General features: G+C 73.5%; 13 protein-coding genes. 5 read left to right on the top strand and 8 right to left on the bottom strand.

The window, feature by feature from the left end; translation table 11 throughout:
* Positions 1-92 precede the first annotated feature (92 nt).
* The 4 genes from OG861_RS21145 to OG861_RS21130 all read left to right on the top strand — a co-directional run bounded on the left by OG861_RS21145 (position 93) and on the right by OG861_RS21130 (position 3,119).
* Positions 93-1,157: a M4 family metallopeptidase gene (locus OG861_RS21145; RefSeq protein ID WP_329195089.1), complete on the top strand. Its 1,065-nt coding sequence runs from the start codon at positions 93-95 to the stop codon at positions 1,155-1,157.
* A 10-nt stretch (positions 1,158-1,167) separates the two neighbouring features.
* The gene (locus OG861_RS21140) at positions 1,168-1,437 is read left to right on the top strand and encodes a protealysin inhibitor emfourin (protein ID WP_329195091.1); all 270 of its coding nucleotides are present in this window, start codon (positions 1,168-1,170) and stop codon (positions 1,435-1,437) included.
* A gap of 57 nt (positions 1,438-1,494) precedes the next feature.
* Positions 1,495-2,316: a GNAT family N-acetyltransferase gene (locus OG861_RS21135; RefSeq protein ID WP_329195093.1), complete on the top strand. Its 822-nt coding sequence runs from the start codon at positions 1,495-1,497 to the stop codon at positions 2,314-2,316.
* A 110-nt stretch (positions 2,317-2,426) separates the two neighbouring features.
* The gene (locus OG861_RS21130) at positions 2,427-3,119 is read left to right on the top strand and encodes a class I SAM-dependent methyltransferase (RefSeq protein WP_329195095.1); all 693 of its coding nucleotides are present in this window, start codon (positions 2,427-2,429) and stop codon (positions 3,117-3,119) included.
* Between the two features lie 60 nt (positions 3,120-3,179).
* On the opposite strand, the gene era is transcribed toward OG861_RS21130, so the two are convergent.
* The 3 genes from era to OG861_RS21115 form a co-directional block, all read right to left on the bottom strand.
* Positions 3,180-4,130 (bottom strand): GTPase Era, encoded by a 951-nt coding sequence (gene era / locus OG861_RS21125; RefSeq protein WP_229873350.1) that lies wholly within the window; start codon positions 4,128-4,130, stop codon positions 3,180-3,182.
* Positions 4,131-5,050: 920 nt separating this feature from the next.
* Entirely contained in the window at positions 5,051-6,052 is a 1,002-nt protein-coding gene (locus OG861_RS21120) for a beta-xylosidase (protein WP_329195097.1), read from the bottom strand.
* A gap of 393 nt (positions 6,053-6,445) precedes the next feature.
* On the bottom strand, positions 6,446-7,477 hold the full coding sequence (locus OG861_RS21115) for a GlxA family transcriptional regulator (protein WP_329195098.1): 1,032 nt from the start codon (positions 7,475-7,477) through the stop codon (positions 6,446-6,448).
* Positions 7,478-7,547: 70 nt separating this feature from the next.
* Here OG861_RS21115 and OG861_RS21110 point away from each other — a divergent pair, with 70 nt between their 5' ends.
* The gene (locus tag OG861_RS21110) at positions 7,548-8,852 is read left to right on the top strand and encodes an MFS transporter (protein WP_329195100.1); all 1,305 of its coding nucleotides are present in this window, start codon (positions 7,548-7,550) and stop codon (positions 8,850-8,852) included.
* Positions 8,853-9,442: 590 nt separating this feature from the next.
* On the opposite strand, the gene OG861_RS21105 is transcribed toward OG861_RS21110, so the two are convergent.
* From OG861_RS21105 to OG861_RS21085, 5 genes are read right to left on the bottom strand one after another with little or no spacing between them, the layout of a single operon-like run.
* Positions 9,443-9,808 (bottom strand): cytidine deaminase, encoded by a 366-nt coding sequence (locus OG861_RS21105; protein WP_443056497.1) that lies wholly within the window; start codon positions 9,806-9,808, stop codon positions 9,443-9,445.
* 36 nt (positions 9,809-9,844) lie between these two features.
* Positions 9,845-10,198, bottom strand: coding sequence for an MmcQ/YjbR family DNA-binding protein (locus OG861_RS21100; RefSeq protein ID WP_329195104.1), 354 nt, complete (start codon positions 10,196-10,198; stop codon positions 9,845-9,847).
* Entirely contained in the window at positions 10,195-11,505 is a 1,311-nt protein-coding gene (locus OG861_RS21095; protein ID WP_329195106.1) for a hemolysin family protein, read from the bottom strand. The genes OG861_RS21100 and OG861_RS21095 overlap by 4 nt, the downstream gene beginning before the upstream one ends.
* A complete protein-coding gene (gene ybeY / locus OG861_RS21090; protein ID WP_329195108.1) occupies positions 11,502-11,999 on the bottom strand; it encodes an rRNA maturation RNase YbeY in 498 nt (165 codons plus the stop codon). Before ybeY ends, OG861_RS21095 begins: the two co-directional genes overlap by 4 nt.
* A 13-nt stretch (positions 12,000-12,012) precedes the next feature.
* A complete protein-coding gene (locus OG861_RS21085; RefSeq protein ID WP_329195109.1) occupies positions 12,013-13,071 on the bottom strand; it encodes a PhoH family protein in 1,059 nt (352 codons plus the stop codon).
* Positions 13,072-13,180 lie beyond the last annotated feature (109 nt).

The raw sequence follows: 13,180 nt of genomic DNA, 5'->3' as shown, positions 1-13,180 counted from the left end.
ATCCGTCAACGCGACGCGACGGCTTTCAGACAACCGAATGAATCATGGTCGCGATTAGTGACAGGATCGTCACGCACTGCCACATTGCGCACATGGATGCCACTCTGCGCCCCTCACTCCCCGTCTTCTGCACGGTCGTGCCTCCCCACCTCCTCGACCGGATCGCCCGCTCCGGGCACGCCCGCCGCGCCGACACCGCCCAGCGGACCCTGGAACACGACGCCGCCCTGCGCACCCGCCGCCGGATCACCACCGTCCGGGGCATCGCCCCGCCGCTCGCCGCACCCGTCTCCGACGAGCCGCAGCGGACGGTCTACGACGCCGGGCACCGCACCCGGCTGCCGGGCACGAAGGTGCGCGGCGAGGGCGGGGAGGCGACCGGCGACGCCAGCGTCAACCGCGCGTACGCGGGGCTGGGAGCCACGTACGACCTGTTCCTCAAGGGGTTCGGGCGCCACTCCATCGACGACGCCGGCCTGCCGCTGGACGCGAGCGTCCACTACGGCGAGGACTACGACAACGCCTTCTGGGACGGCCGCCAGATGGTCTTCGGCGACGGGGACGGCGACCTCTTCCTCGACTTCACGGTGTCCGTGGACGTGATCGGGCACGAGCTGACCCACGGCGTCACCCAGTACACGGCCAACCTCGAATACCGGGGCCAGTCGGGCGCGCTGAACGAGTCGATGTCGGACGTGTTCGGCTCCCTGATCAAGCAGTACTCGCTGGGGCAGACGGCCGACCAGGCGGACTGGCTGATCGGCGCCGGCCTGCTCGGACCGGCCGTCACCGGGGTGGCGCTGCGCTCGATGAAGGCGCCGGGGACGGCGTACGACGACGACGAGCTCGGCAAGGACCCGCAGCCCGCGACGATGGACGGCTACGTCACCACGCACAGCGACAACGGCGGCGTACACATCAACTCCGGCATTCCCAACCACGCGTTCTACATCGTGGCGAGCGAGCTGGGCGGCAAGGCCTGGGAGCGGGCCGGGCGGATCTGGTACGACACGCTGACCGGCGGCGCACTGGCCTCCGACGCCGACTTCGCCGACTTCGCCCGGCTCTCCACGGCGGCGGCCGTCGCCCGGTACGGGGAAGGCGGCGCGGAACACCAGGCGATGCAGAAGGCGTGGTCGGCGGTCGGCCTGGGGTAAGAGGGCCGACATGCGGATTCTGGTGGTACGGACGGGCGGCTTCGCGGGCATCGAGCGCCGGGTCGAGGTGGACACCTCGGGCCGGCCGGACGAGAACGAGTGGCGGGCTCTGGCGCTGCTGGCGCTGCGGCCCGGTCCGCCGGGGCACGGGGCGGACCGGGTGCGGGACGGGTTCTCGTACCGGATCACGGTGGACGGCAGGACCGTGTCCTGCGCCGAGCCGTACCTGTCGGAGGCCCAGCGGAGCCTGATCATGCGCGTGCTCAAGGAGGGCGCGTAGCGGCGCCCGCCCGGGAATTCGGATGCCCGGCAGCGGCGGCTTTGTTTGGATGACCAGATGGCCACTCAAACGATCTTGATTTCGCTGGAGCAGTATTACGACGCCGTGCCGCGCGGGGGCGGCGCCCGCGCGGAGGACTTCGGGCCGCTGACGCTCTTCGTGCAGGAGGGCGACGGCTGGGCGTACTACGCGCGGCCCACGCTCGGCGGCGCCGAGGCCTCGGTCGCGGACGTCGAGCGGGTCCTGGCCCGCCAGCGGGAGCTCGAAGTGCCCGAGGCATTCGAATGGGTGGCCGAAAACAACCCCTCCCTGCGCGCGTCGGTGGAGGCCGCGGGGCTCCACGTCCACGCCCACCCGCTCATGGTGCTGGACACGGCCGAACCGCTCCCGCCGCAGCCCGGGGCCGCCCACGTGCTCGGCGCCGACGACCCCCGGCTGGCGGCGGCCCTGACGGTGCCGATGCTCGCCTTCGCGGCCCGGGGGACGGAAGTGGGCGAGGCCGGCCCGGCGGAACTCGCCGCGGCGACCGCGGATCCGGCGGTGGAGGTACGCCGCGCCTCGATCGCGGCGATGATCGCGTCGGGCCGCACCGTGATGGCCGCCGCCGAGCGGGACGGGGTGGTGCTGTGCTCGGGCCAGTACAACCCGGTCGGCGACGTGGCCGAGATCGTCGGCGTCGGCACCCTCCCGGCGGCCCGCCGCCAGGGGCTGGCCCTCGCGGTGACGGCGGCGCTGGTCACGGAGGCGCTCGCGCGGGGCGTCCGTACGGTGTTCCTGTCCGCGGGCGACGAGGACGTGGCCCGGATCTACGGGCGGGCCGGCTTCCGCCGGGTCGCAACGGCACTGATCGCGGAACCCCCGGCGGCGGACGGCGCCTGAGTACGGCATTTGCCGGAACGGCAAGGATGTTTGCCCGCCCGCCCCGGCCGGGCGGACCATCGGCGTAGCGCAACCGCACGTGTCCACGTACCCCGGGAAGAGAGACGCCGATGCCCGAAGAACCCGACCGCACCACGCACGCCGCACACACCGGACCCGCCGGAAACACCCCCGACCCCGCCGCCGAGGGTGGTGAGGAGTACTGGGACTCCCGCTACCGCGAGAGCGACCGGGTGTGGAGCGGCAACCCCAACGCCGTCCTGGTCCGGGAGACCGGGGGACTCACCCCCGGCCGCGCCCTGGACCTCGGCTGCGGCGAGGGCGCCGACGCGGTGTGGCTGGCCCGGCAGGGCTGGCGGGTCACCGCGACCGACATCTCCGGCGTCGCGCTGGAACGGGCGGAGGCCCACGCGAAGGAGGCCGGGGTCGGCGACCGGGTCGACTGGCAGCGCCACGACTTCGCGGTCTCGTTCCCGGACGGGGAGTTCGACCTCGTCTCCGCCTGCTTCCTGCACTCCTACGGGGACTTCCCGCGCGAGCGGATCCTGCGCAGGGCCGCCGCGGCCGTCGCCCCGGGCGGCATCCTGCTGATCGCCGGCCACGCGGGCTGGCCGGCCTGGCACGAGCACCCAGACCACCGCGTGCACTTCCCGGCCCCGGACGAGGTGGTGGCTTCGCTGGAGCTGCCGCAGGGCGAGTGGGAGGTGCTGCTCGCGGCGGAACACGAGCGCGTCCAGACCCGCCCCGACGGCAACCCCGGCACGCGCACCGACAACGCGGTCAAGGTCCGGCGACTGCCGTAGGCGGGCCGATCCCCGGCCGTGCGCATCGGCCCGCTGCGCCGGCGGGTCGCGCCTCGGAGATCAGAAGCCCAGCTTGCGCAGCTGCTTCGGGTCCCGCTGCCAGTCCTTCGCCACCTTCACGTGCAGGTCGAGGAAGACGGGCGTGCCGAGCAGCGCCTCGATGTGCTTGCGCGACTTCATCCCGACCTCCTTGAGGCGGGAGCCCTTCGGGCCGATGATGATGCCCTTCTGGCTGGGCCGCTCGATGTAGACGTTCGCGTGGATGTCGAGCAGCGGGCGGTCCGCCGGACGGTTCTCCCGGGGGATCATCTCCTCCACGACCACCGCGATCGAGTGCGGGAGCTCGTCGCGCACGCCCTCCAGCGCGGCCTCGCGGATGAGTTCCGCGACCATCACCATCTCGGGTTCGTCGGTGAGGTCGCCCTCGGGGTACAGCGGCGGGCTCTCCGGCAGCAGCGGCGCGATGAGGTCCGCGAGCAGCTGGACCTGGCTGTCGCCGACCGCCGACACGGGGACGATCTCGGCCCACTCGAAGCCGAGCTCCGCGCCCAGCTGGTGGATGGCCAGGAGCTGCTCGGCCAGCTGCTTGGATTCGACCAGGTCGGTCTTGGTCACGATGGCGATCTTGGGGGTCTTCTTGATCCCCGCGAGTTCCTTCGCGATGAACTTGTCGCCGGGGCCCAGCTTCTGGTCGGCCGGCAGGCAGAAGCCGATGACGTCGACCTCGGCCCACGTGGTCCGGACGACGTCGTTGAGGCGCTCGCCGAGCAGGGTGCGCGGCTTGTGGAGGCCGGGGGTGTCGACCAGCACCAGCTGGGCGTCGGGCCGGTGCACGATGCCGCGAACGGTGTGGCGGGTGGTCTGCGGCCGGTTCGAGGTGATCGCGACCTTGGTGCCCACGAGCGCGTTGGTCAGGGTCGACTTGCCCGCGTTGGGGCGGCCGACGAAGCAGGCGAAGCCCGCGCGGTGCGGGGCGGTGGGCTCGGGGGAACGATCGCTCATACGGGCCATTCTCCCCGATGCCGCTCCCAGCGCCGACCAGGCCACGGCCGCGAGGGCCAGAGCGGCGGCCAGAGCGGCCGTGAGCCGGGGGTGGCGCGCGTAGTCGGCGGTGCCTTCGGCGCTCGCTCCGGCGTCGTCGGCCCGCACGGTCAGCCGGGCCCATTCCAGGGCGGGCGGATCGGCCCACCGGCTGCGCAGCCGCACCTCCTGGCCGGGCAGCAGCTCCGCCGGCGGGCCGCCGAGCGGGAGGGCCGCCGGGGTTCGGCCTGCCGTGCCGGTGGCGGTGAGGGTGATGCGGGGCCGGAGGGTGACGTTGCCGAGGTTGCGGAGGGCGTACGTGATCTCCGCGCCGTCGCCGTCGGCGCGGACCCGGACGTCCCGGACGGCGAGTGCGGGGGCGGTGGGTCCGGTGACCCGGAGGTAGAGGCGGGCGGCGACGGCCCGTCGCACCCCGATGCCGGGGTCGGAGGTGGTCGCGGCCGGCTCGTCCTCCAGGGCGACGACGGCGCCGGGGTGGTCCCCGGGCTCGGCCCGCTCCGGGACGGTGACGGTCAGGGCGACGCCTGCCGAGCCCCGGGCCGGGACGGTCACCCGGTCCCGGGCGAGTGCGGTCCAGGCGGCGGTGGCGCGGCGCGGCTCGTCGGGGCCGCGCACGGCGAAGCCGCCGTCGCGGGCGGTGTTGTAGGCGTCGGCGGCGTAGAGGCGGAAGGTGCGGGGCCGGCCGGTCCGGTTGGTGACGGTGACGACGTCCCGGACGGTGGTTCCGGGGGCGGCGGCGAGGTAGAAGTACGGGCGCTGCCCGACGGCGTTGGCGGCGGGCAGTACGGACCACTCCCCGTTGTCGGCGCCCCACGCCGTCCCGGCGGCGCCCGCCAGCAGCGCCCCGAGCAGGGCCAGGGCGCCGGCCACCCACCGCGCGGCGGCGCCGTTCACGACAGGGTCAGCGTCAGGACCGCCGTGTACGCCCCGGGCGGGGTGTACGGCGGTACCCGGAGCTCCACTCCCGCGTCGACGGTGAACGTGCCGCCCACCACCGCCGCGTCGGGGGCCGAGGCGAGGACGGCGCCCTCGGCGCCCACCACCCCGGGGCTGCCCGCCAAGCACCGGCTGGGGCTGCCCGGAGCCGCCGTGCAGCTCGGCGTCCACGACAGGGACGCCCCCGGGATGCGCACACCGCCCGGCCCCGTGAAGTCGGTGACCTTGCCGACCAGCGACCACCCCGCGGGGCCGCCCCGGGCGTCCTTGACGGTGACGGTGCCGATCCGGCCGGGCGCCGCGCCCCCGTCGCCGTAGGGGACTCCGCCCAGGGTGACGGAATCCCCGGCCTGCGTCATCGCCAGCGCGCCCGGCTCCACCACCGCCGTCACCTCCTGCGCCCCGGGCGGCACGGCGACGGCGGCGATGACCGTGTACGCCGCGACGCCGGAGCCCCGCTGCGCCGACCACCCGGTGCCTTCGTACGCCACCACGCCCGTCGTCGCCCTGTCCCTGACGGGCAGCTCCGCCCGGACCTCGCCCGCCCCGTCGGCCGTGGCGGCCACCCGGTCGGCGGTCTCGGCGACTCCCGCGCGGCCCGCCACGGTGACGGCCGCGCCCGGGGCGAAGCCGGTGCCGGAGACTTCGACCGCCGCACCGGGTTTCCCGTGGGCGGACCCCAGCGTCAGGGCGCGCAGGTTGGCCCTCGGCAGCGGGGTGGCGGTCAGGCGTTCCGATACGGGCGCGGGCGCGGCCGGGGTGCAGACGGTGTCCAGGTCGCCCAGGTGCCGGGTGTGCAGGGTGTAGCCGCCCGGGGCGAGGGTGATCGCGCCGGGTGCGGTGACGGTGAAGGTGCCGGTCATGGTCACCCCGGGCAGCTCCTCCCCCGCCGGTACGGGGTCGTTGCGCGGGGCGCCGACGACGGTGAGCTCGCCCTGCTGCGCGCCCCCGAGCACGACCCGCCCCGGTGGGGGTGAGTACGTCGGCGGGCAGCGCGCCGGGGACGGGGTTGACGGCCGGGGTCGCGGCCAGCTGGTAGGTCACGGTGACGGTGTCGCCGACCTTCGGCGCCGGATCGTCGGCGGTGATCCGGGCCGCGGTGGGCCCCTCGGCGGGCGGCAGCCCGGCTTCCTGGGGCGGCAGGCAGTGCGTGGGGAACTCGACCCGCCCCGGGGCCGTTCCCTCTTCGGCGGCGGCCGGGGCACCCAGCGCTCCCCCTGTGACGGCCGCGAGGACGGCCAGGCCGGCGAGCGCCACCGGCCCTCTCGTGCTGCGCGCCGCTGTCCCCACTGCCCGCCCCCTGGGTTGGTCCGGCCCGGGGGCCATTCAGGGGCGGTGGGCGGGAGAAGTCAATGTGCGGCCCCCACATCGACTGATGGGCCATCAGAAGATGGCAGCAAGTCGCAGTCGGCGTCGGCCCGGAACGTCCTGCGGTAGGCCGTCGGGCTGACCCCCAGGGCGGCCCGTACGTGCTTGCGCAGCGACTGCGCCGTACCGAACCCCGTCTCCCGCGCCACCTGTTCCATCGGCAGCTCCGTCCGCTCCAGCAACCGCCGGGCCCGCTCCACCCGTTGCGCGACGATCCACTCGCCGGGGCTCACCCCGGCCTCCTCGCGGAACCGGCGCGTGAACGTCCGTACCGACACGGCCTCCTGCCGGGCCAGGTCGCTCAGCCGGACCGGCTCGTGCAGCCGCTCCAGCACCCAGGCCCGCGCGGCGGTGGTGCTGGCCAGCTGCGGCTCGGGCACCGGGCGCTCCGTGAACTGGGCCTGCCCGCCGTCCCGGTGGGGCGGCACCACCGTCCGCCGGGCCACCTCGTTGGCGACGGCCGCGCCGTGGTCGCGGCGCACGATGTGCAGGCACAGGTCGATGCCGGCGGCGACCCCGGCGGAGGTGAGGACGTCCCCGTCGTCGGTGTAGAGCACGTCGGCGTCGACGAGCACCTCGGGGAACAGCCGCTGGAAGTGCGTGGCGGACGCCCAGTGCGTCGTGGCGCGCCGGCCGTCCAGGTACCCGGCGGCGGCCAGGACGTAGCCGCCCGTACAGATGGAGACGAGCCGGGTTCCGGGCCGGATGTGGGCCAGCGCGGCGGCGAGTTCGTCCGTGAGCCTGCCGTGCTCGTACACCGGCCCGAGCTCGTACGAGGCCGGCACCACGACCGTGTCGGCCGTGGCGAGCAGCTCCGGTCCGTGCTCGACGTGGACCGCGAAGTCGGCGTCGGTGGGCACCTGTCCCGCGGACAGGCCGCAGGTGAGGATCTCGTACAGCGGACGTCCGGCCGGATCCTTGGCGCGGCCGAAGATCCGGTGCGGGATGCCGAGCTCGAAGGGCAGCAGTCCGGCGAGGGCGAGGACGACGACGCGGTGCGTGCGGGGCTCCATGGCCCGATCATAGCGAAGCGTGTCGTTCAGGCCACTGTCGTGCGGATCCCCCTGGTCGGAAGCTGTGCTGGTGACTCAGACAGCGCCCGTACCCGCCCCCTCCGCCGATCCCCCCTTCGCTCCCCGCCGGCCCGGACGCGTCCACCGCGCCTGGTTCGTCGCGGCCGTCGCCTTCGTGACGATCGTCGGCGCCGCCGCGTTCGCGTCCCTGCCCGGACTGCTCATCGAGCCGCTGCACGAGGAGTTCGACTGGTCGCGCGGCACCGTCGGCTTCGCCGTCTCCGTCAACCTCGCCCTGTACGGGCTCACCGCACCGTTCGCGGCCGCGCTGATGGACCGCTTCGGCATCCGCCGGGTCGTGGCGCTGGCCCTGCTCGTCATATCCGGCGGGGCGCTCGCCACGGTCTGGATGACCGAGGCCTGGCAACTGGTCCTGCTGTGGGGCGTGGTGGTCGGCCTCGGCAGTGGCTCGATGGCCATGGCGTTCGCCGCGACCGTGACCAACCGCTGGTTCACCGCCCGCCGGGGGCTCGTCACCGGGATCCTGACCGCGGCCGGGGCCTCCGGGCAGCTGCTCTTCCTGCCGCTGCTGTCATGGCTGGTGGAACGGCACGGCTGGCGCCCGGGCGCGGTGACGGTGTCGCTGGCCGCGGCGGTCGTGGTGCCGTTCGTATGGCTGCTGCTGCGCGACCACCCCGCCGATGTGGGGCTCGCACCGTACGGGGGGACCTACGCGGCCAAGCCCGAGCCGGTGCGGGGTGCGGCGGGGCGAGCGCTGTCAGTGCTGTTCAAGGCGGTCCGGACCGGCCCCTTCTGGCTCCTGGCCGGCACCTTCGCGATCTGCGGCGCCACGACGAACGGGCTGGTGCGCACCCACTTCGTGCCCGCGGCCCACGACCACGGCATGCCGGTGACGGCGGCGGCCGGGCTGCTCGCGGTGGTCGGCGTGTTCGACGTGGTCGGCACCATCGCCTCCGGCTGGTTCACGGACCGCTTCCAGCCGCGCCGGCTGCTGGCGGTGTACTACGCCCTGCGCGGGGTCTCGCTCCTGTTCCTGCCGATGCTGATGGCGCCGTCCGTGCACCCGCCGATGGTGTTCTTCATCGTCTTCTACGGCCTGGACTGGGTCGCGACCGTGCCGCCCACCATCGCGCTGTGCCGGGAGCAGTACGGGGAGGACAGCGCCATCGTCTTCGGCTGGGTCCTGGCGTCGCACCAGGTCGGCGCGGCCCTGGTGGCCTTCCTGAGCGGCCTGGCCCGCGACGCCTTCGGCTCGTACGACCTGGTCTGGTACGCGGCGGGCGCCCTCTGCGCGATGGCCGCCCTGATGGCGATGGTCATCCGCCGCCGGTCCGGTGCCCCGGCCGCGGCCTGACGGGTCTGCCGCGGCCGGCTGCCACACCGCACGGCCCCGGGCCCCGCAACGGCGCTCGGCGCGGGCACCGCACCTCCGGGCCCTTGGGGGCGCAGGATCCTACGGCAGCGTGGCCGAACGCCGGCTGGGGCGGTGGCCACCTGGCCGGCCGGGCCGATGGGGCGGTCGGGCCTGCCCGGGCCCGTACGGCGTCATCATCTGCGCCGCCGCGCTCCACCCCCGCCCCTCCCGTCGGCGAGGCCGACCGTCCGGGCGGCGGCCGGCACCAGGGGGGCCGTGCGCAGCGGTGCACGGCTCGGCTGCCGGCACCGGGCGGCGCCCTGGTGGTCGTCGAGGTCGCCCTTGGCCGACAGCCCGGGCGGCCTGCCTGCTCGCCGCCGCCGCGATCGCGCCGATGCCGCCTTCCGGTGGTTCAAGATCCGGTCCCGTCCCTCGGTCAGGGGTTTCACCGGCAGCTGTTCGGGCGCCCCGGCCCCTGCGGCACGGCCCGTCCGGGGAGCCCGTCCTGCCGGACGGTGCACCTGGAGCCGCCGCTCTGCCCGCCCGGTCCGCGCCGGTCCCGCCCGGTCCGCGCCGGACGGCGGGGGGCGTCAGCCCGCCGGGGTGGTGGACTTGAGGGTGCCGTCCGGGGCGGCCAGGAGCACCGGGGTGTCCGGGCCGCCGAGGTCGCGGACCGCCGCCCGGTCGGCGTCGGCCGGGGCGTCGGCCGCGCTCACCACGGCGGCCGCCTCCAGCGACCGGGCCCCGCTCGCCACCGCCATCGCGACCGCCGTCTGGAGGGCGCTGAGCCTGAGGGAGTCCAGCTCCACGGTCCCGGCCACGTACGTGCGGCCCGTCTCGTCGCGCACCGCCGCCCCTTCCGGCACCCCGTTACGGGCCCGGGCGCTGCGCGCCAGCGTGATGATCTTGCTGTCCTCGGGGTCGATCCCGGTGTTCTCGCTCATGGGCGAAAGCATAGGGACCGCGCCCCGCCCGACCGCTCGCACCCACCCTCAGGGCCGGTCCAGCCGCAGCCGCTCCGCCCTCGGCAGCCCGGCGACGACCAGGTCGTACGAGTCCTCCACCAGCTCCCGCACCAGTTCGTCCGGCAGCCCGCCGACCGTCACGGTGTTCCAGTGCCGCTTGTTCATGTGCCAGCCCGGCACGATCGCCTCGTGCTCCGCCCGCAGCCGTACCGCCGCCTCCGGCTCGCACTTGAGGTTGACCTTCAACGGTTCGGCGTCCAGCGCCGTCAGCGCGAACACCTTCCCCAGCACCTTGAACACCGACGTCTCGGGCGTGAACGGGAACTCCTCCACCGCCGCGTTGAACCCGAGGCAGAACGCGCGCAGCTCCCCCGGCGTCACGGCGACACCTCCGCGTCCTCGTCGGGCTCCTCCACCACCGGCTCCACCAGCACCGTCACGATCTTGTTCCGGCGCCCGGCCGGCGATTCGGCGGTCAGCCGCAGCGGCCGCCCGTCGGGCAGCTCCACCACCGCGGACGCGCCCGCGATCGGAACCCGGCCCAGCGCCTTGGCGAGCAGTCCGCCGACCGTCTCCACGTCCTCGTCGTCGAACGCCTCGACCTTGAACAGTTCCCCGAGGTCGGTGATGTCCAGGCGCGCGGTGACCCGGTAGCGGTCGTCGCCCAGCTCCTCGACCGGCGGGAGTTCCCGGTCGTACTCGTCCGTGATCTCGCCGACGATCTCCTCCAGGATGTCCTCGATCGTCACGATGCCCGCCGTGCCGCCGTACTCGTCGATGACGACGGCCACGTGGTTGCGCACCGACTGCATCTCGCGGAGCAGGTCACCGGCGTTCTTGGTGTCGGGTACGAAGACGGCCGGCCGTATCGCCGTCGAGACAAGGTCGGACTCCGCCTCCCGGCTGATGTGCGTCTTGCGGACGAGGTCCTTCAAGTAGACGATCCCGACGATGTCGTCCTCGTTCTCCCCGGTCACCGGGATGCGCGAGAAGCCCGAGCGCAGCGCGAGCGTCGTCGCCTGGCGCACCGTCTTGTACCGCTCGATGCAGACCAGGTCGGTACGGGGCACCATCACCTCGCGCACGAGGGTGTCGCCGAGTTCGAAGACCTGGTGCACCATCCGGCGCTCGTCGTCCTCGATCAGCGATTCCGCCTCCGCCAGGTCCACCATCGCCCGCAGCTCCGCCTCGGAGGCGAACGGCCCCTTGCGGAAACCCTTGCCCGGGGTGAGCGCGTTGCCGAGGAGGATCAGCAGCTGCGGGACCGGCCCCATGATCCGCGCGAGCGGAACGAGGACGTACGCGGCCGCGGTCGCCGTGTTCAGCGGGTGCTGGCGGCCGATGGTGCGCGGGGAGACCCCGACCGCCACGTACGAGACCAGCACCATCACGGCGATGGCCACGAGCAGCGCGGTCCAGTTCTCGCCGAACTCGTTCAGGCACACGTACGTGACGAGCACGCCCGCCGCCATCTCGCAGGTGACCCGGACCAGCAGCGCCACGTTCACGTAGCGGGTCGGGTCCCCGGTGACCTGCGCCAGCTTGGCGCTGCCGCGCCGGCCCTCCCGTACGGCCTGGGCGGCGCGGAAGCTGGAGACGCGGGCGATCCCGGACTCCGCGCAGGCCGCGAACCACGCCACGACGACCAGCAGCACCGCGCCGCTGATCAGCTGCGGTGCGCCGGTCACGAGACGGTGGGGGCGGGGGACGGGCCGGTCAGGCCGCGCTCACCGCGCCAGCCGTCGACGATGGCCGCCTGGAGGCCGAACATCTCGGCCTTCTCGTCCGGCTCCTCGTGGTCGTACCCGAGCAGGTGCAGCACCCCGTGGACGGTCAGGAGCTGGAGCTCCTCGTCCATGGAGTGCTGCGTCGGAGCTTCCTCGCCCTGCCGCTTCGCCACCTCGGGGCAGAGCACGATGTCGCCGAGGAGCCCCTGCGGGGGCTCCTCGTCGTCCTTCGCCGGGGGGCGCAGCTCGTCCATCGGGAAGGACATGACGTCGGTGGGACCGGGCAGGTCCATCCACTGGATGTGGAGCTGCTCCATCGCCTCCTCGTCGACGACGATGACGGACAGCTCGGACAGCGGGTGGATCCGCATCCGGGTGAGCGCGTAGCGGGCGATGTCGAGGACCGCCTGCTCGTCGACCTCGATCCCGGACTCGTTGTTGACGTCGATCGACATGGTGCGCTGAGTTCTACTTCCGCTGGTAGCCGTTCCGGGACTGCGGGGAGTCCTGGCTGTCGTCGTACTTCTCGTACGCGTCGACGATACGGCCGACCAGCTTGTGCCGGACGACATCCTCGGAGGTGAGCCGCGAGAAGTGGATGTCCGGCACCCCGTCGAGGATCTCCTGCACCTGGCGCAGGCCGCTCTTGGCCCCGCCCGGCAGGTCGATCTGCGTGATGTCACCGGTGACGACGATCTTCGAATCGAAGCCCAGGCGGGTCAGGAACATCTTCATCTGCTCGGCGGTCGTGTTCTGCGCCTCGTCCAGGACGACGAAGGCGTCGTTGAGGGTGCGCCCGCGCATGTACGCGAGCGGCGCGACCTCGATGGTGCCGGCGGCCATCAGGCGGGGGATCGAGTCCGGGTCGAGCATGTCGTGCAGGGCGTCGTACAGCGGACGCAGGTACGGGTCGATCTTGTCGAACAGGGTGCCCGGCAGGAACCCGAGCCGTTCGCCCGCCTCGACGGCGGGGCGGGTCAGGATGATCCGGCTGACCTGCTTGGACTGCAGGGCCTGGACCGCCTTGGCCATGGCGAGGTAGGTCTTGCCGGTACCGGCGGGGCCGATGCCGAAGACGATGGTGTTCTTGTCGATGGCGTCGACGTAGCGCTTCTGGTTGAGCGTCTTGGGACGGATGGTCCGGCCGCGACTGGAGAGGATGTTCTGGGTGAGCACCTCGGCGGGGGTCTCGTCGTGGCCGCTGTCGCCGCCGTTGCCCTTGCCGTTCGCCTTGAGCATGGCGATCGAGCGTTCCACTGCGTCCTCCGTCATCGACTGCCCGGTGCGGAGCACCAGCATCATCTCGTCGAACAGGCGCTGGATCAGGGCGACTTCCACCGCGTCGCCGATCGCGCTGACCTGATTGCCCCGAACATGGATGTCGGCCTTCGGGAAGGCATTCTCGATGACGCGCAGCAGGGCGTCACCAGAGCCCAGTACGGTCACCATCGGATGCGTGGCCGGTACGGTGAAGTGGGCTCGCGCCTGCCCCGGCGCTGGGGTACGGGCTGTCGGTGTCTGAGTCATGGGCCGGCACTGTGGCCTGCGCATACCTCCCACTGAGGGGTCGCGCCGATCGTCGACCTCCGGACTACCAAGGGTACGACTCCCCGGCGCCATCCCCGAGGGCTTTTCC

Origin of the sequence: Streptomyces sp. NBC_00539 (genome assembly GCF_036346105.1) — a bacterium.
GTDB lineage: Bacteria > Actinomycetota > Actinomycetes > Streptomycetales > Streptomycetaceae > Streptomyces.
Note: the sequence above shows the minus strand (reverse complement) of the source record. Positions and strands in the feature narration are given on the sequence as shown.

Coding starts and splice junctions, on each gene's coding strand:
- OG861_RS21145 (WP_329195089.1), top strand. CDS start 93: ATGGATGCCACTCTGCGCCCCTCACTCCCCGTCTTCTGCACGGTCGTG.
- OG861_RS21140 (WP_329195091.1), top strand. CDS start 1,168: ATGCGGATTCTGGTGGTACGGACGGGCGGCTTCGCGGGCATCGAGCGC.
- OG861_RS21135 (WP_329195093.1), top strand. CDS start 1,495: ATGGCCACTCAAACGATCTTGATTTCGCTGGAGCAGTATTACGACGCC.
- OG861_RS21130 (WP_329195095.1), top strand. CDS start 2,427: ATGCCCGAAGAACCCGACCGCACCACGCACGCCGCACACACCGGACCC.
- era (WP_229873350.1), bottom strand. CDS start 4,130: ATGGCCCGTATGAGCGATCGTTCCCCCGAGCCCACCGCCCCGCACCGC.
- OG861_RS21115 (WP_329195098.1), bottom strand. CDS start 7,477: ATGGAGCCCCGCACGCACCGCGTCGTCGTCCTCGCCCTCGCCGGACTG.
- OG861_RS21105 (WP_443056497.1), bottom strand. CDS start 9,808: ATGCTTTCGCCCATGAGCGAGAACACCGGGATCGACCCCGAGGACAGC.
- ybeY (WP_329195108.1), bottom strand. CDS start 11,999: ATGTCGATCGACGTCAACAACGAGTCCGGGATCGAGGTCGACGAGCAG.
- OG861_RS21085 (WP_329195109.1), bottom strand. CDS start 13,071: ATGACTCAGACACCGACAGCCCGTACCCCAGCGCCGGGGCAGGCGCGA.